This is a genomic window from Enterobacter cloacae complex sp. IR5403 (genome assembly GCF_049238705.1).
GTDB lineage: Bacteria > Pseudomonadota > Gammaproteobacteria > Enterobacterales > Enterobacteriaceae > Enterobacter > Enterobacter hormaechei_C.
The window spans coordinates 78,518-100,801 of record NZ_JBMKHP010000010.1 but is presented as its reverse complement, the minus strand read 5'-3'; the positions used below and the strand labels follow the sequence as shown (position 1 = coordinate 100,801).

Sequence of the window (22,284 nt, the reverse complement as noted above, 5' to 3'; positions counted from 1 at the left end):
GCCTACAAGGTCGTGCGAAAAAATGTAGGCCCGGTAAGCGCTAGCGCCACCGGGCTTTTTTTACTCTGCGGCCGCGGCTTTCTTCGCCAGACCGTCCAGCAGCTTCTGATGGATCCCACCAAACCCACCGTTGCTCATCACCAGAATGTGATCGCCAGGCTGTGCGGCTTTCACCACCATATCCGCTAAGACATCCACGTCCGCACTCCAGTGCGCCGGCTGAATGCAGGCGTCTGCCACTTCGGCCACCTGCCACGGAATATGCTGCGGTTGCAGCAGGAAGACCTCGTCGGCACGCCCTAAGGACGGTGCGAGATCGTCTTTGCAGATGCCCATTTTCATGGTGTTCGAACGCGGTTCCAGCACGGCCAGAATGCGCGCGGTGCCGCCAACTTTGCCACGCAATGCGGCAAGCGTCGCCAGAATGGCCGTTGGGTGGTGCGCGAAATCGTCATACACCGTCACGCCGTGGGCTTCACCGCGCAGCTCCAGACGGCGACGGGCGTTGATAAACGAGCCCAGCGCATTGGCGGCATCCGCAGGCAGTACGCCCACGTGACGCGCCGCGGCGATCGCCATCAGGCCGTTGTGCATGTTGTGCTCGCCCACCAGGCCCCACTTCACCTCGCCCACTTTCTCACCGTCGAGCAGCACTTCCCATTCGGAGGCATCCGCGTTGAGCTTTTTCGCCTGCCAGTGCCCCTGCTCGCCAACCAGCTCCTGCTCGCTCCAGCACCCCATCGCCATAGTCTGCTTCAGGTTGATGTCGTTCTCCGGCAGGATAATGCGGCCCTGACCCGGAACAATGCGCACCAGATGGTGGAACTGTTTCTGAATCGCTTTCAGGTCGTCAAAGATATCCGCGTGATCGAACTCAAGGTTGTTGAGGATCAGCGTGCGTGGGCAGTAATGCACGAACTTGGAGCGCTTGTCGAAGAACGCGCAGTCGTATTCATCCGCTTCAATCACAAAGAACGGGCTGTCGCCCAGACGCGCGGAGACGTCGAAATTCCCCGGTACGCCGCCGATCACGAAGCCCGGCTTGTAGCCGCAGGCTTCGAGGATCCAGGTCGCCATACCGGCGGTGGTGGTTTTGCCGTGCGTCCCGGCAACGGCGACAACCCAGCGGTCGCGCAGGACAAAATCATGCAGCCACTGCGGGCCAGACATGTACGGGATATTGCGTTCCAGCACCGCTTCAACGCATGGATTCCCACGGGTCATGGCGTTACCCACGATCACCAGATCCGGCTGCGGCTCCAGCTGGCTGGCGTCATATCCCTGAATCAGAGAAATTCCCTGCTTCTCGAGCAGCGTGCTCATCGGCGGATACACATTGGCGTCCGAACCTGTCACTTCATGGCCCAGCGAGCGCGCCAGCATTGCCAGTCCGCCCATGAAAGTGCCACAAATCCCCAATATATGAATGCGCATACGTCACTATCCTTCTTCAATGTGGCGCACATTTTACTCACATGTCAGCGGCTGTGAAACGCATTTCAGGTAAATCCGTATTTTGCTGGCGCGATTCACCTCTGCGCTAATATTTGAATGTTTGTTAAGATTGTTGGACATCAACCGCTTTACTCAACATAAGATGCAGGGAAAGTGTTATGAAAACGTTAGGTGAATTTATTGTCGAGAAGCAGCACGAGTTCTCTCATGCTACGGGTGAGCTCACTGCTTTGCTGTCGGCAATAAAGCTGGGCGCTAAGATCATCCACCGCGATATCAACAAGGCCGGTCTGGTCGATATCCTGGGTGCCAGCGGTGCCGAGAACGTTCAGGGTGAGGTTCAGCAGAAACTCGACCTGTTCGCCAATGAAAAATTGAAAGCTGCACTGCGCGCGCGCGACATCGTTGCGGGTATCGCCTCTGAAGAAGAAGATGAGATCGTCGTATTCGAAGGGTGTGAACACGCGAAATACGTTGTTCTGATGGATCCGCTGGACGGCTCCTCCAACATCGACGTTAACGTTTCTGTCGGTACGATTTTCTCCATCTACCGTCGCGTCACGCCGGTTGGCACGCCGGTGACGGAAGAAGACTTCCTGCAACCGGGCAGTAAACAGGTTGCTGCCGGTTATGTGGTGTATGGCTCGTCCACCATGCTGGTGTACACCACCGGCTGCGGCGTACATGCCTTTACCTACGATCCGTCCCTGGGCGTGTTCTGCCTGTGCCAGGAGCGTATGCGCTTCCCGGAGAAGGGCAACACCTACTCCATCAACGAAGGCAACTACATCAAATTCCCGAACGGCGTGAAGAAGTACATCAAATTCTGCCAGGAAGAGGATAAAGCCACCCAGCGCCCGTACACCTCGCGCTACATTGGCTCGCTGGTGGCGGATTTCCACCGTAACCTGCTGAAGGGCGGTATTTACCTCTACCCAAGCACCGCCAGCCACCCGGACGGAAAACTGCGTCTGCTGTACGAGTGCAACCCGATGGCGTTCCTGGCCGAACAGGCAGGCGGCAAGGCGAGCGACGGTAAAGAGCGTATTCTGGATATCGTGCCGGAAAGCCTGCACCAGCGCCGTTCATTCTTCGTCGGCAACCGCCATATGGTGGATGACGTTGAACGCATGATCCGCGAATTCCCGGACGCGTAACGCGTAGAAAGGGGAGCCAGGCAGGCTCCCTTTTTTTCAGGCCGTTTGCGTCGTCAGCTTGAAGGAGGCCATCGCTTCCATCAGCTCGCGCGACTGCTCCTCCAGGGAACGTGTTGCCGCAGATGATTGCTGGACCAGCGCCGCATTTTGCTGCGCCGTTTCATCCATCTGGTTGACGGCGATATTCACCTGCTCAATACCGCGGCTCTGCTCCTGAGACGCCGTCGCAATTTCACGCATCAGTTTGGTCATACGCAGTACTTCGGTGGCGATCTCGTCCATCGTCTCACCGGCCTGCTGCGCCAGCTCGCTGCCCTCGTTCACGTGGGTTTGCGAATCGCTGATAAGCGAGCGGATCTCTTTCGCCGCATCAGCACTGCGGCTGGCGAGATTACGCACCTCACCCGCCACGACCGCAAAACCTCGCCCCTGCTCACCCGCACGCGCCGCTTCAACGGAGGCGTTCAGCGCCAGAATATTGGTCTGGAAGGCAATGCCGTCGATGACGCTCAGGATATCGGCGATGCGCGCCGAGCTGCCGGAGATGTCGCGCATCTTCTCAATGACATAGCAGACCATTTCGCTGCCGTGATCGGCGGTATCGGAGACCGACTTCGCCAGCTGGTGCGCCTGCTCGGCGTTATCGGCGTTAAGTTTCACCGTGGCGGTGATCTCTTCCATGCTGGCGGCCGTCTGCTCCAGCGAGGTGGCGGTGGATTCCGTGCGCTGGGCCAGGTTCATATTCCCGGCCGTCAGCTCGCGGCTGCCGGTATCAATCTGCGAGCTGGCCTCACGCACCCGCAGAACCGAGTCCATCAGCGACTGGCGCATCCCTTCGATCGCCGCGTTAAGGCGATTAAATTCCTGGCTCGCTGGCGCGTTCAGGGTATGGGTTAAATCCCCGGCCGCCACATGTTCCAGCTGGGCAATCGAGGCTGAAAGCGGCTTGAGCAGCATATGGCGCAGCACCAGCCAGGCCAGCACGATAATGCCAGCCGTCAGCAGCGCCGCGACGATAATCAGGATCAGCACGCGGGTTTTACTCGCCTGCACGGCGCCCACCTCCGCTTTACCGCGCGCCTCGCTCCATGCCTGGAACGCCTGCATATCGTTATCAAACTGCTTCGCCACCGGGACCAGCTTGTTTTCCAGCAGATCGTAATAGCTGTCCGCGCTTTGCTCGTTCAGGGCTTTCAGCATCGGGCTGATACCCTGCTGGTTGTACACCGCCAGGCTCGCGGCGACGTTATCCAGCAGCTTTTGCCCCTGCTCATCCGCCACGCCGCTGCCGATCACGTCCTTCAGCGTTTTCTGTGCCAGCGCCACTTCCTGGTTAATGGTTTTGACCGCCCTGGCCGCATCGTCCAGCAGGCCGACCTCCATCATGCGGACGGCCTGCCCCGCTTCGTTTCGCGCGCGCAGGATCAGCGTATAGCCGGCATTCAGCTGCACCATCTGTTCACCCTGAAGATGATTGATGCGCTGGAGAGAAGCGGAACTTTGTGTAAGGGCATAAATGCCGATGCCGCTGACAATCAGCAGCAGAAGGGTCATAACGGCCAGTAAAGAGAGCAAGCCGGTACGAATCGATAGCGTTTTAAGCATGATGTTATTTCCGGTAGCGAGATATTTCTGGGCATAAAAAAAGAGTATCGGCCGCTACCGGAAAATGTTTAGAGTTTAAGCAATTTCAGCATGTTATCGCTCTGTTACAGAGGTATTCACCCGGGTAACAGGTGAGCTCTGGCGGTTCTCCCACAGCACCGTCAGGCCGCGCTGAAGCGCGATAAAAATAAACAGCAGAATGCCGATGGCGATTTTGGTCCACCAGGAGCTGAGCGTGCCATCGAAGTTGATATAGGTCTGAATCAGCCCCTGGATCGCCACGCCAAACAGCGTGCCGAGGACTGTCCCCACTCCGCCGCTGAGCAGCGTACCGCCAATCACCACCGAGGCAATAGCATCCAGCTCAACGCCCACCCCCGCCAGGGCATAGCCTGCCTGGGTGTAAACCGAGAAAACAATCCCCGCGAGGGTGGCCAGCCCGGTCGAAAGCATGTAGATGCGGATAGTCGTGCTGCGCGTGGAAATTCCCATCAGGTTCGCGGACGTGGCGCTGCCGCCAATGGCATAAACCTGGTTACCAAACCGGGTACGGTGGGCGAGGAAGATCCCGATCACCACCACGCCCAGCATCAGCAGCCCCATTGCGCTCAGGCGCCCCCCGCCGGGGATTTTCCACGCCAGGCTGGAGAGCGTGTCGTAGATCGGATGGTTAATCGGAATTGACTCCTCCGACACCAGATAGCTCACGCCGCGCAGGAAGAACATCCCGGCGAGGGTGATGATAAAGGCCGGGATTTTCAGCGCATCGATCAAAAGCCCCATAAAGGCGCCGAACGCGCAGCCCATGACCAGCACCAGCGGAAAAGCCAGCAGCGGCGAAATCCCCCAGAAGCCAATCGCCTTGGCAAGGAACACGCCGGTAAAGGCGATCACCGACCCAACGGAGAGATCGATCCCGCCGGAGAGGATCACAAACGTCATGCCGACGGCGATAATGCCTAAAAAGGCGTTGTCGGTCAGGATGTTGCAAATCACCCGCGTGGAGGCGAAGCCCGGGAACTGGGTCAGGCAGTAGAGGTACCCCAGCACGAACACGCCCAGCGTGATCATTAACGGCAAATTACGTTTTATCATGACCGCGGAACCCCTTAATGAGAGTGATAAAGCGCGGCGACTGCACGATAAGTACGATAAGCACCACGACCGCTTTGACGACCTGATTCAGCTCCGGCTGGAACCCGGAGAGCAAAATACCGGTATTCATACCCTGAATAATCAACGCCCCCACCACCGAGAGCAGCAGATTAAAACGTCCGCCCATCAGCGATCCACCGCCGATAACCACCGCGAGGATCGCATCCAGCTCGAGCCAGAGTCCGGCGTTATTGGCATCCGCTCCGCGAATATCGGCGGCCACGATCACCCCGGCAATCGCAGCACAGACGCCGCTCAGCACGTAAGTCAGCATCACCATCAGCCGCGTATTTACCCCGGCGTTTTTCGCGGCCCGAATGTTAATCCCCACCGCTTCGATGAACATCCCGAGCGCCGTTTTGCGGGTGAAAAGCCAGAACACCACCAGCGTCACCAGCGCGACGATCACCGGCGTCGGGAAGAACAGAAAATTACCGCTGCCGATCCACGCCAGGCTCGGGGAGTTAAAGGTAACGATTTGACCGGAGGTGATAAGCTGCGCCACACCGCGCCCGGCCACCATCAAAATCAACGTCGCGACAAACGGCTGGATCTTGAGCACCGCAACCAGAATACCGTTCCATAGCCCGGCTAATACACCGGAGCCCAGCGCGGCCAGCAGAACCACCGGCAGGCTGTGCCCGGCGACGGTCATCGAGGCGGCGGTGGCGCCCGCAATCGCCATTACCGCACCGACGGAGAGGTCGATCCCGCCGGTGGCAATGACCAGCGTCATACCAATCGCCAGCAGCGCCACGGGCGCGGCACGGTTTAAGATGTCGATCGGGCTACCAAACAGGCGGCCATCCTGCACGACGATCTGAAAGAAATGCGGAGCCACCAGGCTATCCACCAGCAGCACCAGCAGCAGCGCCACGATTTGCGGCGTGCCGGTCGGCCAGCTGAAGCGGCGCTTCGCTTCGCCAGTTTGCGAAAGAGAACGGGACATCACATTTGACTCCTTACGCCGCGATGGCATTCATGATCGCCGGAACCGACAGTTTATCCAGCGGGATCTCTGCCACCTGCCTGCGATCGCGCATGATGATGACGCGATCGGCATAGCCGACCAGTTCCTCCAGCTCAGACGAGATCACCAGCAGCGCCAGACCGTCGGCGCAAAGCGTTTCGATAAGCCGGATGATTTCGGCGTGCGCGCCCACGTCGATACCGCGCGTGGGCTCGTCGAGGATCAGGAACTGCGGCTTGGTGAGCAGCCAGCGAGAGAGCAACACCTTCTGCTGATTACCGCCCGAGAGGAACTCGATGGGCTGTTCCGCGCTCGGGGTACGTATACCGAGCTGGCGGATGAAGCGCTCGGCAATCGCGTTCTGCTCGCGCTTAGGGATCGGACGCAGCCAGCCGCGCTGGGCCTGTAGCGCCAGAATGATGTTTTCCCGCACCGAGGCGGCGGCAATAATCCCGTCCGTTTTCCTGTCCTCCGGACAGAAGCCCACGCCGAGGCACGACGCCTGATGCGGTGAACGTAGCGTTTGCGGTTTGCCTTTGATCAGCGCCGTTCCGCTGTCGGCAGGTTTGATCCCGAAGATGACTTCGGCGGTTTCGGTGCGCCCGGAGCCTAACAGCCCCGCCAGACCCACAATTTCACCGGGGCGTACCTCGAGGTTAAACGGCGCGATGGTCCCTTTTCTGCCGTAATCGTGAAACGCGGCGATCGGTTTTTCGCTCAGCAGCGTACGGCCCGCGCGCTGAAGCGCGTTGGTCTCCAGCTCGCGGCCCAGCATCATTTTGACCAGCTCTATCTGCGGCAGCTCGCGGGTTTCCCGGCAGCCGACAAAGCTGCCGTTGCGCAGCACCGTAATACGGTCGCTCACCTCGTAAACCTGATCGAGGAAATGCGTCACGAAAATCAGGCTGACGCCCTGATTACGCAGCTGGCGCATCAGGGTAAAAAGCATCTCCACTTCCTGGGTATCGAGGCTGGCGGTGGGTTCATCGAGGATCAGCACTTTCGCCGAGAGATCGATAGCGCGACAGATAGCCACGATCTGCTGCATCGCCACGGAAAAACGGTTCAGCGGTTCGCGCACGTCGAGAGAGAAGCCATACGATTCCATCAGCTTCGCGGCGCGCGCTTCCATCTCTTTGCGGCGCAGCAGGCCAAAGCGTCTGGGTTCGCGGCCAATAAACAGGTTATCCGCTACCGACATGTTTGGCAGCAGGTTCACTTCCTGGTAGACCGTGCCGATCCCCAGTTGCTGCGCATGCGCGGTGTTTTTGGGCGAAATAGCGTTACCTTCCAGCCAGATAGCGCCGCGATCGGCGTGATAGACCCCGGTCAGGGTTTTAATCAGCGTCGACTTCCCCGCCCCGTTTTCGCCGAGCAACGCCATGATCTCCCCACGCCGCAGGCTGAAATCAACGTTATCCAGCGCCTTAACGCCAGGGAAAAATTTACTCAGGCCCTCTGTGCGGAGGATTTCCTGGTGTTGTTCGGTGGTCATGGTTTCCCCCTCACCCTGACCCTCTCCCCGGAGGGGAGAGGGGACTATGTCGTGCCCATCTTTAATTTTCTGCCCAACCCGCCCTTTTCCCTCTCCCCTCCGGGGAGAGGGCTAGGGTGAGGGGGCGAGGGCTTAGTAGCCCATATTTTTCTTCTTCTCTAACTCTTCTTTCGCCGTGTCCGGCAGGTAGAGCGTGGATTTGGTGATGGTCAACTTCTCAGGCTGGGTGCCGTCCTTCTTGAATTTCTCCAGCGCATCGAATGCCGGGCCCGCCATATTTGGCGTCAGCTCCACGCTGGCGTTCGCTTCGCCGTCAATCATCGCTTTGTAGATGTCCGGTACGCCGTCGATCGAGCCGGTGAGGATATCTTTGCCCGGCTTCAGGCCCGCTTCTTTGATGGCCTGGATGGCGCCGATCACCATGTCGTCGTTGTGGGCGTAAACCATGCAGATATTTTTGCCGTTATTTTCTGCCTTGATGAAGCTTTCCATGACCTCTTTACCCTTGCTGCGGGTGAAGTCGCCGGACTGAGAACGGATGATCTTAATGTTTGGTGCTTTGGCGATGGCCTCCGCGAAACCTTTTTTACGGTCGATAGCCACGCTCGCCCCGACGGTGCCCTGCAACTCAACCACGTTACACGGCTTGCCATCCACCTGCTTCACCAGCCAGTCACCAATCAGTTTGCCTTCCAGCACGTTATCGGCGGTGACGGTGGTCATATAGAGAGATTTGTCTTTTACGTCGATGGAACGGTCGAGCAGGAAGACCGGAATTTCAGCATCTTTGGCTTCCTTCAGCACCGGCTCCCAGCCCGTGGCGACAACCGGGGCAATAAAGATGGCATCCACGCCCTGAGCGATAAACGAGCGCACCGCTTTAATCTGGTTCTCTTGCTTTTGCTGACCATCGGCGATTTTCAGCGTAATACCGCGCTTTTCGGCCTCACTTTTCGCCACGTTCGTTTCAGCGGCGCGCCAGCCGGATTCAGATCCGACCTGCGAAAATCCAACGGTTAAAGGTGCGGCCATCGCCATAGACGACATGGCTGCCGAAACTGCTGTAACAAGAAGTAAGCGCTTCCACATATGAACGTCCTCGTAGGGTAGATTATTGTTGGTTAAAAGATGTTCCGCGGATGAACTATAGCCAATCGAATATGTTACGGATTGCGTTACATCACACTTCAGAAAAGTGAATAAAACGTTAATCACAAGTTTGTAATCGCTTTCATTTCAACATTTAAAATGCGGCTGAGTTTATGGATTATCCTGTCATGGAAACAGTCTGAAAAGTGAAGGCGCGAGGGAGAGAAGACGAAAACAGGCGGAGACTTTCAGCGCCAGTTGGCTATAATACCTGCCACTTGTTTACCATCCATTTTAAAGGACACCGACATGAGCTTACTCAACGTCCCTGCGGGTAAAGAACTGCCAGAAGACATCTACGTTGTGATCGAAATCCCGGCCAACGCAGATCCAATCAAATACGAAATCGACAAAGACACCGGTGCGCTGTTCGTTGACCGTTTCATGTCTACCGCCATGTTCTATCCGTGCAACTACGGCTACATCAACCACACTCTGTCTCTGGACGGTGACCCGGTTGACGTACTGGTCCCAACGCCATATCCATTGCAGCCAGGCTCCGTCATTCGCTGCCGTCCTGTTGGCGTGCTGAAAATGACTGACGAAGCGGGTGAAGATGCGAAACTGGTTGCCGTACCGCACACCAAGCTGAGCAAAGAGTACGATCACATTAAAGATGTGAACGACCTGCCAGAGTTGCTGAAAGCGCAGATCGCCCACTTCTTCGAGCATTACAAAGATCTCGAAAAAGGCAAATGGGTTAAAGTTGAAGGCTGGGATAACGCAGAAGCGGCGAAAGCAGAAATCATCGCCTCTTTCGAGCGTGCGGCTAAGAAGTAATTCTTACTGCTGAGACTAAGCCCCGCGCGTCGGGGCTTTTTTGTGCCTGTCGATGCACCCGGCGGCGCTACGCTTGCACGGGCCTACAATCAGCAAGAGGCGCAAAACGACAACGCCACCTTACGGTGGCGTTGTCGTTTTTCAGAACTGGTCTCTGTCTAACCAGTTACCGCTTTCAATCAACGTTAACCCGTCAACCGAACGTTGGTACACGTACATCCATGCACTGCCGTAAGGCGTCTGGATCAACTGGCGAGCGTATTCACCGCCCCTGGTGCGCAAGGCATCAAGTTCGGCCAGCGTAGCATTATCAATACGATAAACCTCACCCTGTACCGTTCCGTTCCCCGGAACCGCGCCTGGATAGTGGCCCAGACTGTACAACTGGTAGTTTTCGATTGTGTAATTTCCCAGCAACTGGGCGTTGGTCATCCAGTGGCTGTTGCCTTGCCTGGTTCGTAAACTGCCGTAAACAAATATTCGCATTGCTAAAACTCAAACTGATAGAGCAGATCAAGTGCCTGGTCTACGCCGGACACTGCTTCCAGATATAGCTTAGGCATCAGGCGATAACGTAACGTGAGTGTAGCCAGTGAGTCAAAGATCCCCACGCCATATTTTACCTGTAGACCCGGCAGTACATAGCCGCTGACCACTACCTGCGAAGAGTCACCCACGCCCTGAGTGTCCAGCGCCAGATTGCTTACGCCAAACGTCTCGCCGATTTTACCCACAACCTGACCACTTTGTGCAACCCCCAGACCGACTAACATTGATGTCATTGCCGCACCATCGCCCTGTTGGCTATCCAGACCCTGGCCGCGCAGGAGGTAAGAGAGCGCTTCCTGTTGCGACATGGCCGGGTCAGAGAAGATCTCTGCCTTAGGTTCATCGGCGGAGCCCGTCACGCGCACGCCCGCAATCACATCATCTTCGGTGGCGTCCGGGTTACGGATCGCTTCGATATTGAGTACCGGCTGATCCGGTGGACCGGAGAACAGCAGCTCGCCTTTACGCACAATCAAATCCTGACCGTAGGCATGGAAGCGCCCTTCAGGAATATTGATTTGTCCATTGAGGCCAAGTCCCTGTTGATCCTGCGCCACTTTCAGGTCACCCGTGAGTCTCGCCTTCAGCCCAAACGCGTCCAAACGCACGTTATTCCCCACGTGCACGATAAGATTACTATTGATCGGTATGCCAGCGCTCTTCTGTTCAACAGGTTTCAGATTTTCATTGAGCATAACTTCATCACTGGAGACGCCAACCGCGCTTTCCGGCACCTCGTGAACCACGATGCGCGCCCACGGTACGTCAACACGGCCGTCCAGGGTGAAGAGACTCGGCGTTGCCTCAAAGACCACGTCTGGCGACACGTCCAGGCGCACCATCGGCGGTACCGTGATACGCACCCTGCTGCCCTTGGCCGCAATACGGGCGCGCCAGTTGTCGAGCTGGCTCCAGTCTGCGTCACCGCTCAGGTTGATTTGTCCCTGCTGCGTCAGCACTGAGCCACTGAGGGTTGAGCTTTGGCCGTTAAAGTTCATCGCCAGCTGGCTTGGCTGCATATCGAACGGCATAAAGTTACCGTCAATGTCCACGCCGTTTAACCGCATCTGGCCAAACAGCTGCGGGCTTTGCGCATCCCCCGCCAGACGCAGGTTGGCGCTGAGCATCCCCGCCGCCTTTTCTCCCCGCGAGAAGATCGGATTCACCATCGCCAGGTTGAAGTTGCGAATATTGACGTTGCCGCCGAGATTGCGCCGCCCTTGCGGATCGGTAATTTGCACCTGTCCGTCAAACTGACCGTTGTTGGTCAGGCGGATCAGCCATCCCAGTTCCGCACGATTGTTACGCAGGTCAGCGTTCACATTCAGGGTGTCGAACGCCACCGGCAGCGGCGCGTCATTGACCTCCTGCGTCACCTTCACGTTACGCCCGGAGAGGGTAACGCTGCCCTGCGGCAGTCCCTCTTTGGTGGTGTCCCACGCGACGTCCGCTTTACCGCTGAAGACCCCGCTGGCCTGGGTGGTTTCCGGCATAAACGGTTTCAGCATCGCCAGGTCGAAACGGTTGAGGTTGATCTGCGCGCGTCCTTCCGCGCCTGCATCAATGGTCTGCGGCACGCACAGCTCAGCATTCGGGTTGGTCCAGCAGTGTGGCCCAATGCTGATCTTTTGCTCCGCGTTGCGGTAATCCAGCGCGACAGACCGCGACAGCACCAGCGGGCCGACTGGCGTGCTGAAGCGGGTGTTATCCAGCACGCCTTTCCAGCGCGTCGCCTGGCGGTCAAAACTGCCCGTCAGGTGCAGCTGCCCGGAGACCGGCTCGCCCTGCACGCGTAGCTGGAGATCGTGCTGCTTTTCGTTACCTTTTGCCGCCAGCGTGACCAGACTGATGTTCACGTCCGGCTGAGAGATACGCTCCACGCGCAGATCCAGGTTTCCGCCGATCTGATCGGTGGATTTCACGTCCCCCTCGACGCGTACGCGGGCAATAGAAAGTTCCTGCCAGCGCAGGTTATTGGCGGTGATGTCCGCCAGCAGCTGCGGCGCCTCCACCGTACCGCGAACCTTCACTAACCCCTTCGCCGTGCCGCCAAGACCCGGCAGGGCGTTATCGAGATTTGGCGCGTCGATGGTGGCATCCAGATTGAGGTCTTTCACGCCCAGCTCGCCTTTGATATCCGCCGTGTTGCGACCCAGCGCCACGTGCAGGCCCGGGATCACCCACTGGAGATAGCTGTTGCCCTTAAGCGAGCCCTCTACGTTGACTTTGTTCTGCTTCACGTTGCCGGTGAGCTTGAGTTCCGGCACGTCCATCTGCCAGGTGCCACCGTACAGGCTACCGCGGGTTTTGATCAGGCCATCCAGTTTTGACGGCCAGTCCGGGACCTCTTTAGCGGTGTTGATCCCGGTCAGCGTCAGCTCGCCGCGCCAGCTGATCGCCTGCTGCCAGTCGAGCAGCGCGGTCAGCTCGGTTTTTCCTTCCAGCGCCGCCACGGTCAGCTTGTCGAGGTTAACCTGCAACTCGTTACCCTTCGCATCCAGGGTGATATCGGCGGGCGGTACCCCCTGCCCCTTCACTGCCGTGCGGAACGACAGCGTGTAGTCGGTCATTTTGCCACTTAGCTTCAGCTTCAGATCGTCAGCCTGGAACTGTTTTTCGCCGGTGAACGGCCAGTAAAGCTGCTTGCTGACCACCTCAAGGTTGAGCGGTAAACCGGCCTCTGCCAGCTGGGTTTGCCCGCGCAGCACCATATCCACCGGTCCGGAGAGGTTCACGCCGAACTCCAGCTTCTCGCGCAGCGCGCCGCCGACTTTCACCTTCACCTTTTCGCCTTTCAGCGGATCGATGTTCAGGGCGCTGTTCAGCGTAATATCTACCGGCCAGTTGTCGCGCAGCAGCGCATTGCCTGAGGCGTTGACCGATCCCTGGTTAGTATCAATATCCAGCGCGTCGAGCTTCATGTTGCCGTCGATACTGCTGACTTTAAGCAGCATGTTGAAGACCGTCAGATCGGTATCGCCGGTCAGACGCAACTGCTCGCCTTTAAACTCTTCGATATTGAGGTTCAGCGGCAGATGCACGTCGGTCATCTCCGGCAGAACTGGTTTCGAGAAGAGATCTTTCAGCGTTTCGCCCAGCGGTTTTTCTTCCGGCTGCGGGTTCTGGATCTTCGGCTCGACGATCTCTTCCTGCGCCACGTCGGCCACCTTCGGCAGCGCAATCAGCAGCCCTTGCAGGGAGGTTGGGGTCAGGGTGAGGTTTTTCTCCTGCCAGCGCAGACCGGATGTGAAATCCATCACGGATACCGTCGTATCGTCGATTTTGATATTGACGTTATCCAGCGCGACCCGGTAGAGCGCAATCGGGTACGGCGTGGAGAGGTTCAGCGGGCCGCTGTCCTCTTCTTCGACAGGCTCGGACTTCGGCATTTTTTTGGAATCTATCGCCACGTTAACGTCTTTTAGCGACAGATCGTTTACACACAGCTGGCTGTCCCGCAGGCAGCCGAGCTTGACCGCCAGATGAAACTCGCCCGCGTTCACCGCCACGCCGGGCTGTTCATAACGGATATTTTTCAGGCGCAGATCGCGCCAGCCGCCCGTTACCTGGCCGATTTCCAGCCCCGGCACCCAGCGGTTCGCGGCGTTAAACAGCAAATGCAGGCCCGTGGTGGTGCCCACCAGAAACGCCACCGTACCGAGCAGTAATACGATAAAAATCAGCACCCCGAGGCTTATCTTCTTCCATAAACTCATAATTCAGGCCCCAGACCGATGTAGAACTGTAAACCGTGTTCATCTTTATCGCCCACCGGAACGGCGAAATCGAGCTTGATGGGCCCGACCGGTGACTGCCAGCGCACGCCTACGCCCGCGCCGGTTTTGAAATCGCTGCGGCGGATATCGTTCACCGCTTCACCGCCGTCAACGAACATCGCGCCCCACCATTTGCCGCTGACGTTGTACTGGTACTCCAGCGAGCCGGTCGCCAGTTTTGACGCCCCGGTCAACTGGCCTTTGTCGTTTTCAGGTGAGATCGATTTGTACTTATACCCGCGAATGCTGCGGTCGCCCCCGGCGAAGAAGCGCAGATCCGGCGGGACGCGTTCGAAATCACCGGTTTCGATCCAGCCGAGATTACCGCGCATCACAAAGCGGTGTTTGTCGTACAGCGTGCGGATCCAGACGTTTTGCGCCTGAAAGACGGAGAAGTCTACGTCGGAGCCCCAGGCGGTGTTGGAATAATCGATGGAGTAGCGCTGAGAATCGCCCCAGGTCGGCATCAGGCCACCGCGCGAGCGGGTACGGCTGATCATCACGCCCGGATAAAGCAGCATGGTGGTGTTGGTGACGTTTGCCTGGGTAAAGTGGTCGAGGCTCCAGCGCAGGTTAATGGCGCGCTGCCAGCCGCTGGAGAGATCCCAGAAGCGTGATACCGCAAGCGTCGTCGAGTCCTGCTCGGTATCGTTCAAATCGGTACGCTTAAAGCCGCCCTGCACGAGGTAGTATTGCTCAAGCGGATTTTTCAGCAGCGGCATTTTATAGCTGAAGTCCAGCTGCTGTTCAGGTGCAGACAGGCTGACGCTGGTGGTCAGGCTGTGGCCGTAGGAGTTCATCCACGGTTTTTTCCACGAGGCTTTCACGCGCGGGCCGACGTCCGTGGAGTAGCCGACACCGGTCTCAATGGTGTTTTCGGTGCGCGGAGAGACCACGCCATGCAGCGGTAACACTTTCGTTTTACGGGATTTATCAAATTCCGGCGCCACCACCACGGAGTTAAACCAGCCCGTCGCGGACAAACGACGGTTCAGCTCGCCCAGGTCGCTGGACTGGTAGTAGTCGCCCTTTTTAAACGGCACCAGATTTTGCAGATACTCGTCACGGATTTGCGATCCTTCGAAGGTCACATCGCCAAACCGGTAGCGCTCGCCGCTGTCGTAATCGATATCCCAGAATGCCTGACGTCGCTCAAGCGCAACGCCAAGCTGGCTTTTGTTGAACTGGCTGTCGAAGTAGCCTTTGCGCAGCGAAACGCTGGTTAAGGATTTTTTAAAACGATCGTAATCCCCGTGATTGAGCACGGTGCCCACTTTCGGGCGGGTGCTGAGTAGATCCAGGTAGTCACGATCCGTGCGCGCACCGCCGCGCAGCACCACGTTCGTGCCGCCAATCAGGACGGGTTCGCCCGGCGAGACGCGGGCAATCAACACCTGGCGTCCTTTCGCCGGCGGCGGGCGTAAATCGAAATCGATGGTGGGTTCGTAGTACCCCAACGCCTTTAAGCCTTCGCGGATGGCGTCATCCACGCGCGCGCGAAAACGCCGATCCGGCGTGACCTCATCGCTCTGGATGGTAGAAAGCTGCGCACGCACGTTTTTTTCCAGCGCCCCGGATAACCCCTCAACCTGCAAACGGACATTCGCCGCGCTGGCAATCCCGCTGGTCAGCATTAAACTGACTAAACATAACTGGCGGATCTTTGTCACGTTTTCTCCTGAATATCCCTGTTTCCACCCTGGAAGCAAATGCAGTGCCGCTCCGCGGCAAAATACGGCCTGAAAGCCAAAAACCCAAATTACGGGTTGAAAAAGGGTGTAACACCCAAATATTTCTTATGATTAAATCTAGACTCATTCATCGCATTTATTGTGTTCAATTAAACGCTTCGTGACAACCTTAACCGAAACAACGCTACCCCGGAGGCCCCACCGTGAGTTTATTTGATAAAAAGCATCTGGTATCACAAGCCGATGCGTTACCGGGACGCAACACCCCTATGCCAGTGGCGACATTACACGCCGTAAACAACCATTCAATGACAAACGTTCCTGATGGAATGGAGATCGCCCTGTTTGCCATGGGCTGCTTCTGGGGCGTAGAACGCCTGTTCTGGCAGCTGCCGGGCGTGTACAGCACCGCTGCGGGCTACACCGGAGGATATACGCCTAACCCAACCTACCGCGAAGTCTGTTCCGGTGAGACCGGGCATGCTGAAGCGGTGCGTGTGGTGTATGACCCGAGCGTCATTAGCTATGAACAACTGCTCCAGGTGTTCTGGGAAAACCATGACCCGGCGCAGGGCATGCGTCAGGGTAACGATCACGGCACTCAATACCGTTCGGCCATCTATCCGCTCACCCCAGAGCAGGAGGCCGCCGCCCACGCCAGCCTGACGCGTTTCCAGGAAGCGATGCATGCGGCCGGTGATAAACGTCAGGTCACGACGGAAATCGCGACCGCGAAACCGTTCTACTATGCCGAAGACGACCACCAGCAGTACCTGCATAAAAATCCGTATGGCTACTGCGGCATTGGCGGCATCGGCGTTTGTCTGCCTCCACAGCAGGACTGATTACTGCATCAGCGCCACGCGAACCGCGTGGCGCGCAGCCTCTCCCTCCGGCCACCTTTTGCCGAAAACGTGACCTCTGGCAGGTTTACACGTCTTTACGCTATACTACCGCTGAAATAATCGGCTCAACGCTACGAGCTGAGTTCAATGTGTCTTCACACGAATGGTATCAACTCCCCTTCTGAGGATCTGGCGAGAAGCCGGATAAACTATGTTAAACAGTATTTTAGTAATACTTTGTCTTATTGCCGTCAGTGCATTTTTCTCGATATCGGAGATCTCGCTGGCTGCCTCCCGTAAAATCAAACTGAAGCTGCTTGCCGACGAGGGCAACATCAACGCATCACGCATTCTGAAAATGCAGGAAAACCCCGGCATGTTCTTTACCGTGGTGCAGATTGGCCTGAACGCGGTCGCCATTCTTGGCGGTATCGTGGGCGATGCAGCGTTTTCTCCGGCGTTTTATAGCCTCTTTGTTAAGTACATGTCCGTAGAGCTGGCCGAGCAGCTGAGCTTCATCCTTTCCTTCTCCCTGGTCACCGGCTTGTTCATTTTATTCGCGGACCTGACCCCGAAACGCATCGGTATGATTGCGCCAGAAGCTGTGGCTTTGCGTATCATCAACCCGATGCGCTTCTGCCTGTACGTCTTCCGTCCGCTGGTGTGGTTCTTTAACGGCCTGGCGAACGTCATTTTCCGCATCTTCAAGCTGCCGATGGTGCGTAAAGACGACATCACCTCCGATGACATTTATGCCGTGGTGGAAGCCGGGGCGCTGGCAGGCGTACTGCGTAAGCAAGAGCACGAGCTGATTGAGAACGTTTTCGAACTGGAATCCCGTACCGTGCCGTCCTCCATGACCGGCCGTGAAAACATCATCTGGTTCGATCTGCATGAAGACGAGCAGAGCCTGAAGACCAAAGTGGCGCAGCACCCGCACTCCAAGTTTCTGGTCTGTAACGAAGATATCGACCATATCATCGGCTACGTGGACTCCAAAGACCTGCTGAACCGCGTGCTGGCCAACCAGAGCCTGGCGCTGAACAGCGGCGTGCAGATCCGCAACACCCTGATAGTGCCAGATACCCTGACGCTCTCCGAAGCGCTGGAAAGTTTCAAAACCGCCGGGGAAGACTTCGCGGTGATCATGAACGAATACGCGCTGGTGGTGGGCATTATCACCCTCAACGACGTTATGACGACGCTGATGGGCGACCTGGTCGGCCAGGGACTGGAAGAGCAAATTGTGCAGCGTGATGAGAACTCATGGCTCATCGATGGCGGTACGCCGATTGAAGACGTCATGCGCGTACTCGACATCGACGAGTTCCCGCAGTCCGGTAACTACGAGACCATCGGCGGCTTTATGATGTTTATGCTGCGTAAGATCCCGAAACGTACCGACTCGGTGAAGTTCTCCGGCTTCAAGTTTGAAGTGGTGGATATTGATAACTACCGCATCGACCAGCTGCTGGTAACGCGTATTGATAGCAAACCGACCGTGCTGGTGCCGAAACTGCCGGATGCGGAAGAGAAGGTATCGGCGTAATTTTGTACGCCCCACAAACATCAACGGCTCCCATCGGGAGCCGTCTTTTTAACTACTACTGCATAGCACGTTGGTTAAGCCATCTCAGTTTGCAGACGCATAACCTGACGGTTGACTTCGGACATCACAGACAGGTGCTGTTTGTCCTTCACTTTCGGGATAAGGATTTTGCCCTTATCAAACTCAAAAGCGCCAACATCCTTGATGTACAACCGTCCACGGAACAGGATCTTCACGTACTTCGCCACCTGAAGCGGGTTGTAGCGTTGGAAAATTTTCATTCTTGTATCTCCTGCGAATCATACGCTCTTGCGGTGCCACAATCGGCCCGACTGTCCTGAGCGCAAATTTTGATGCCCAATGACTATAGACCAGAACCTCGTACTTACCCAGTGTGCATAAGTTTATTTACCGTTTGATTACAATTATTCAGAATAATCTTTGCAAAGCGTGATACAGCGCAGTATATGCCGTCGTTTTTGCATAGATATGTGCGTTCGCCCGCAAACTGGCATCGGGATTGCGGGAAAAGCCTATTGATCGCACTTATGATTAAAAGCGCATGACCAAGTGGTCGGATCACCTGCTAACAATAAGGAAACACCATGACCCTACGTAACCTCCTGGCAGCAGCTTGCCTGTTGCTGCCGCTAATGGCTTCCGCACACAACATTGAAAAAGGACAACGTGTCCCGCCGGTCGGCATTGCTGACCGGGGAGAATTGATTCTCGACAATGATAAGTTTAGCTATAAAGCCTGGAATAGCGCGCAGCTTGCGGGCAAAGTGAGAGTTGTACAACATATTGCCGGGCGTACATCCGCTAAAGAGAAAAACGCTACCCTCGTGGAAGCGATCAAGGCTGCGAAACTCCCACACGATCGCTACCAGACCACCACCATCGTGAACACCGACGACGCGATTCCCGGCTCCGGGATGTTTGTGCGCTCAAGCCTTGAGAGCAATAAGAAGCTCTATCCCTGGTCGCAGTTTATTGTCGACAGCAACGGCGTGACGCGTAAGGCGTGGCAGCTGGAAGAAGAGAGTTCAGCGATTGTCGTGCTGGATAAAAACGGTCGCGTACAGTGGGTTAAAGACGGCGCGCTGACGCAGGATGAGGTGCAGCAGGTGGTTGCCCTGCTGCATAAGCTGCTGACTCAGTAAAGTGATACCCGGAAGCCCGGATTCAGGAATGACTCGCGCGGGGTGTAGTCCAGTGGCTTACCCTGCCAGTCATGCACATGCGCGCCAGCGGCCGCCGCCACCGCATGCCCTGCCGCCGTATCCCAGACGTTCGTCGGCCCGAAACGGGGGTACAGCTGCGCCTGCCCTTCCGCCACCAGACAGAACTTCAGCGACGAGCCAATCGACGTCGTCTGGTGTTCACCCAGCTGTTGCAGATACTCCTCCAGCTCGCTGTCACTGTGCGAGCGGCTGATCACCACCAGCGGAGGACGGGCATCACGCACCTGGATCTGCTTACGCACGCCGCACTCTTCCTTCCAGGCTTTACCTTCCGCCGCGCTGTACATCACCTTCATTACCGGGGCGTAAACCACGCCAAGCACCGCTTTTCCTTTTTCAATCAGGGCGATGTTGACGGTGAATTCACCGTTACGCTTGATAAACTCTTTCGTGCCGTCCAGCGGGTCGACCAGCCAGTAACGCTGCCAGTGCTGACGTTCATCCCAGCTCTGGGGCGCTTCTTCAGAAAGGACCGGAATATCCGGCGTCAGGGCCTGCAACCCTTTCAGGATCACCGCATGCGCCGCGATATCCGCCGCCGTCACCGGGGAGTCGTCCGCTTTGCTGACAACATCCATTGGTTTCGCACCGTCGTACACCTGCATAATGGCATCACCCGCATCCCGTGCGAGCTGACAAATTTTATCTAACATTCTCCACCTCTTCGTTAACGCAGTGGGCATAACTTATTGTTTTAGTTATATCGTAATGTGAACAATTCCGCTATCTGTGAAGCAATTCTGGTTTCAGCGCCCTTTTTTCTGGCAGCATTCACACTTCTGTAAGCAACAAATACTACATACATATTCTTTTGTGGCTTGGATCGAAAAAAGGACTCCTCAGATGATTAAGTTTAGCGCAACGCTCCTGGCAACGCTGATTGCGGCAAGCGTTCAGGCAGCGACGGTGGATCTCCGTATTCTGGAAACCACCGATCTGCACAGCAATATGATGGACTTCGATTACTACAAAGATACCCCTACGGAAAAATTCGGACTGGTACGCACGGCAAGTTTGATCAACGCCGCCCGCGGTGAAGTGAAAAACAGCGTGCTGGTCGATAACGGGGACTTAATTCAGGGCAGTCCGCTCGGCGACTACATGGCGGCGAAGGGGCTGAAAAAAGGCGAGGTCCACCCTGTCTATAAAGCGATGAACACCCTGGATTATGCGGTTGGCAATCTGGGCAACCACGAATTTAACTACGGCCTGAAATACCTGCACGACGCGCTGGCAGGGGCAAAATTCCCGTACGTTAACGCCAATATCATCGACGTTAAGACGAAGAAGCCGCTCTTTACCCCTTATCTGATTAAAGAGACCGAGGTTGTCGACCAGGACGGTAAAAAACAGACGCTGAAAATCTGCTATATCGGTTTTGTGCCGCCGCAGATCATGACGTGGGATAAAGCCAACCTCGACGGGAAAGTGACTGTCAACGACATTACCGAAACCGCGCGCAAATACGTGCCGGAGATGCGGGCGAAAGGGGCGGATGTGGTCGTCGTCGTGGCGCACTCTGGCCTCTCGGCCGACCCGTATCAGGTGATGGCTGAGAACTCCGTGTACTATCTCAGCCAGGTGCCCGGCGTGGATGCGATCCTGTTTGGTCACGCCCACGCCGTCTTCCCGGGCAAAGGTTTCGCAGGTATCAAAGGCGCGGACATCGAAAAAGGGACGCTCAACGGTGTGCCATCGGTGATGCCGGGCATGTGGGGCGACCACCTTGGCGTGGTGGATCTGGTGCTGAATAACGACAGCGGAAGCTGGAAAGTCACGCAGTCGAAAGCGGAAGCGCGTCCGATCTACGACGCAGCGGCCAAAAAATCTCTGGCAGGGGAAGATAAAAAGCTGGTCGACGTCCTGAAGCATGACCACGACGCGACGCGTGAATTTGTCAGCAAGCCGATCGGTAAATCGGCTGATAACATGTACAGCTTCCTCGCGCTGGTACAGGATGACCCGACCGTGCAGGTAGTCAACATGGCGCAGAAAGCCTATGCGGAGCACTATATTCAGGGCGATCCGGATCTGGCAAATCTGCCTGTACTGTCTGCCGCGGCGCCATTCAAAGTGGGCGGGCGGAAGAACGATCCGGCCAGCTACGTTGAGGTGGAAAAAGGCCAGCTGACCTTCCGTAATGCCGCCGATCTCTACCTCTATCCCAACACCCTCGTGGTGGTGAAAGCTACCGGGAAAGAGGTGAAGGAGTGGCTGGAGTGCTCTGCCGGACAGTTCAACCAGATCGATCCGCACAGCAGCAAACCGCAGTCGCTGATTAACTGGGACGGTTTCCGCACCTACAACTTCGACGTGATCGACGGCGTGGAATATCAGATTGACGTTACCCAGCCCGCGAAATATGACGGCGAATGTCAGGCCATTCATCCGCAGGCAGAACGCATCAAAAACCTGACTTTCAACGGCAAAGCGATTGATCCGAATGCCACTTTCCTGGTGGTGACCAACAACTACCGCGCCTATGGCGGTAAGTTTGCCGGTACGGGTGACAGCCACATCGCCTTTGCCTCGCCGGATGAGAACCGTTCGGTGCTGGCGGCGTGGATCAGCGCGGAGTCGAAAAAGGCGGGTGAAATTCATCCGGCGGTGGATAACAACTGGCGTCTGGCGCCGATCCACAGCGACACGAAGCTGGATATTCGCTTTGAGACATCTCCGTCCGATAAAGCAGCCGTGTTTATCAAGGATAAGGCGCAGTATCCGATGCAAAAGGTCGCGACGGATGATATTGGGTTTGCGATTTATCAGGTGGATTTGAGCAGATAGCGATGATTGTGCCGGGTGGCGGCTTCGCCTTACCCGGCCTACCCGCAATCCTCGATCCCGTAGGCCGGGTAAGCGCA

At 56.7% G+C, this 22,284-nt stretch carries 17 protein-coding genes; 6 read left to right on the top strand and 11 right to left on the bottom strand.

The window, feature by feature from the left end:
• Positions 1 to 60: 60 nt before the first annotated feature.
• Positions 61 to 1,434 carry a UDP-N-acetylmuramate:L-alanyl-gamma-D-glutamyl-meso-diaminopimelate ligase gene (mpl, locus tag ACOTW6_RS15000; protein WP_017694649.1) on the bottom strand — a complete coding sequence of 458 codons (1,374 nt, stop codon included), beginning with the start codon at positions 1,432 to 1,434 and terminating at the stop codon, positions 61 to 63.
• Positions 1,435 to 1,613: 179 nt separating this feature from the next.
• On the opposite strand from mpl, the gene fbp reads away from it, so the two are divergent.
• Complete coding sequence (gene fbp / locus ACOTW6_RS14995; RefSeq protein WP_003856070.1) at positions 1,614 to 2,612, top strand: class 1 fructose-bisphosphatase; 999 nt, start codon at positions 1,614 to 1,616, stop codon at positions 2,610 to 2,612.
• A gap of 36 nt (positions 2,613 to 2,648) precedes the next feature.
• Here fbp and ACOTW6_RS14990 read toward each other — a convergent pair whose 3' ends face one another.
• From ACOTW6_RS14990 to ytfQ, 5 genes are all read right to left on the bottom strand, one after another.
• A complete protein-coding gene (locus tag ACOTW6_RS14990) occupies positions 2,649 to 4,217 on the bottom strand; it encodes a methyl-accepting chemotaxis protein (RefSeq protein WP_062932462.1) in 1,569 nt (522 codons plus the stop codon).
• 93 nt (positions 4,218 to 4,310) lie between these two features.
• Positions 4,311 to 5,312: a galactofuranose ABC transporter, permease protein YjfF gene (yjfF, locus tag ACOTW6_RS14985; protein ID WP_062932463.1), complete on the bottom strand. Its 1,002-nt coding sequence runs from the start codon at positions 5,310 to 5,312 to the stop codon at positions 4,311 to 4,313.
• On the bottom strand, positions 5,299 to 6,324 hold the full coding sequence (gene ytfT / locus ACOTW6_RS14980) for a galactofuranose ABC transporter, ATP-binding protein YtfT (protein WP_161956914.1): 1,026 nt from the start codon (positions 6,322 to 6,324) through the stop codon (positions 5,299 to 5,301). Before ytfT ends, yjfF begins: the two co-directional genes overlap by 14 nt.
• Positions 6,325 to 6,334: 10 nt before the next feature.
• On the bottom strand, positions 6,335 to 7,837 hold the full coding sequence (gene ytfR / locus ACOTW6_RS14975) for a galactofuranose ABC transporter, ATP-binding protein YtfR (RefSeq protein WP_017383923.1): 1,503 nt from the start codon (positions 7,835 to 7,837) through the stop codon (positions 6,335 to 6,337).
• A gap of 132 nt (positions 7,838 to 7,969) precedes the next feature.
• The gene (gene ytfQ, locus ACOTW6_RS14970; RefSeq protein WP_017383924.1) at positions 7,970 to 8,926 is read right to left on the bottom strand and encodes a galactofuranose ABC transporter substrate-binding protein YtfQ; all 957 of its coding nucleotides are present in this window, start codon (positions 8,924 to 8,926) and stop codon (positions 7,970 to 7,972) included.
• 309 nt (positions 8,927 to 9,235) lie between these two features.
• Here ytfQ and ppa point away from each other — a divergent pair, with 309 nt between their 5' ends.
• Entirely contained in the window at positions 9,236 to 9,766 is a 531-nt protein-coding gene (gene ppa, locus ACOTW6_RS14965; RefSeq protein ID WP_006810347.1) for an inorganic diphosphatase, read from the top strand.
• Positions 9,767 to 9,907: 141 nt separating this feature from the next.
• On the opposite strand, the gene ACOTW6_RS14960 is transcribed toward ppa, so the two are convergent.
• Genes ACOTW6_RS14960 through tamA form a run of 3 tightly spaced genes read right to left on the bottom strand, consistent with a single transcriptional unit; the run spans position 9,908 to position 15,761 of the window.
• Positions 9,908 to 10,252, bottom strand: a complete 345-nt coding sequence (locus tag ACOTW6_RS14960; protein WP_017383925.1) for a gamma-glutamylcyclotransferase family protein — start codon at positions 10,250 to 10,252, stop codon at positions 9,908 to 9,910.
• 2 nt (positions 10,253 to 10,254) lie between these two features.
• Positions 10,255 to 14,031, bottom strand: coding sequence for an autotransporter assembly complex protein TamB (tamB, locus tag ACOTW6_RS14955; protein ID WP_121479349.1), 3,777 nt, complete (start codon positions 14,029 to 14,031; stop codon positions 10,255 to 10,257).
• Positions 14,028 to 15,761 carry an autotransporter assembly complex protein TamA gene (gene tamA / locus ACOTW6_RS14950; protein WP_047052606.1) on the bottom strand — a complete coding sequence of 578 codons (1,734 nt, stop codon included), beginning with the start codon at positions 15,759 to 15,761 and terminating at the stop codon, positions 14,028 to 14,030. Before tamA ends, tamB begins: the two co-directional genes overlap by 4 nt.
• Before the next feature lie 224 nt (positions 15,762 to 15,985).
• Between tamA and msrA the strand changes: the two genes are divergently transcribed.
• Both msrA and ACOTW6_RS14940 read left to right on the top strand, forming a co-directional pair.
• Complete coding sequence (gene msrA, locus ACOTW6_RS14945) at positions 15,986 to 16,627, top strand: peptide-methionine (S)-S-oxide reductase MsrA (RefSeq protein ID WP_047052607.1); 642 nt, start codon at positions 15,986 to 15,988, stop codon at positions 16,625 to 16,627.
• 211 nt (positions 16,628 to 16,838) lie between these two features.
• Positions 16,839 to 18,176 carry a hemolysin family protein gene (locus tag ACOTW6_RS14940; protein WP_006810357.1) on the top strand — a complete coding sequence of 446 codons (1,338 nt, stop codon included), beginning with the start codon at positions 16,839 to 16,841 and terminating at the stop codon, positions 18,174 to 18,176.
• Between the two features lie 74 nt (positions 18,177 to 18,250).
• On the opposite strand, the gene ACOTW6_RS14935 is transcribed toward ACOTW6_RS14940, so the two are convergent.
• Entirely contained in the window at positions 18,251 to 18,457 is a 207-nt protein-coding gene (locus ACOTW6_RS14935; RefSeq protein ID WP_003856054.1) for a DUF1107 domain-containing protein, read from the bottom strand.
• 324 nt (positions 18,458 to 18,781) lie between these two features.
• Between ACOTW6_RS14935 and ACOTW6_RS14930 the strand changes: the two genes are divergently transcribed.
• Positions 18,782 to 19,339 carry a YtfJ family protein gene (locus ACOTW6_RS14930; RefSeq protein WP_017383934.1) on the top strand — a complete coding sequence of 186 codons (558 nt, stop codon included), beginning with the start codon at positions 18,782 to 18,784 and terminating at the stop codon, positions 19,337 to 19,339.
• Here ACOTW6_RS14930 and cysQ read toward each other — a convergent pair.
• A complete protein-coding gene (gene cysQ, locus ACOTW6_RS14925) occupies positions 19,333 to 20,073 on the bottom strand; it encodes a 3'(2'),5'-bisphosphate nucleotidase CysQ (protein WP_015572488.1) in 741 nt (246 codons plus the stop codon). The two genes, ACOTW6_RS14930 and cysQ, sit on opposite strands and share 7 nt — an antisense overlap.
• A gap of 190 nt (positions 20,074 to 20,263) precedes the next feature.
• Between cysQ and ACOTW6_RS14920 the strand changes: the two genes are divergently transcribed.
• A complete protein-coding gene (locus tag ACOTW6_RS14920) occupies positions 20,264 to 22,207 on the top strand; it encodes a bifunctional 2',3'-cyclic-nucleotide 2'-phosphodiesterase/3'-nucleotidase (RefSeq protein WP_421766264.1) in 1,944 nt (647 codons plus the stop codon).
• The last annotated feature ends 77 nt before the right edge of the window (positions 22,208 to 22,284 follow it).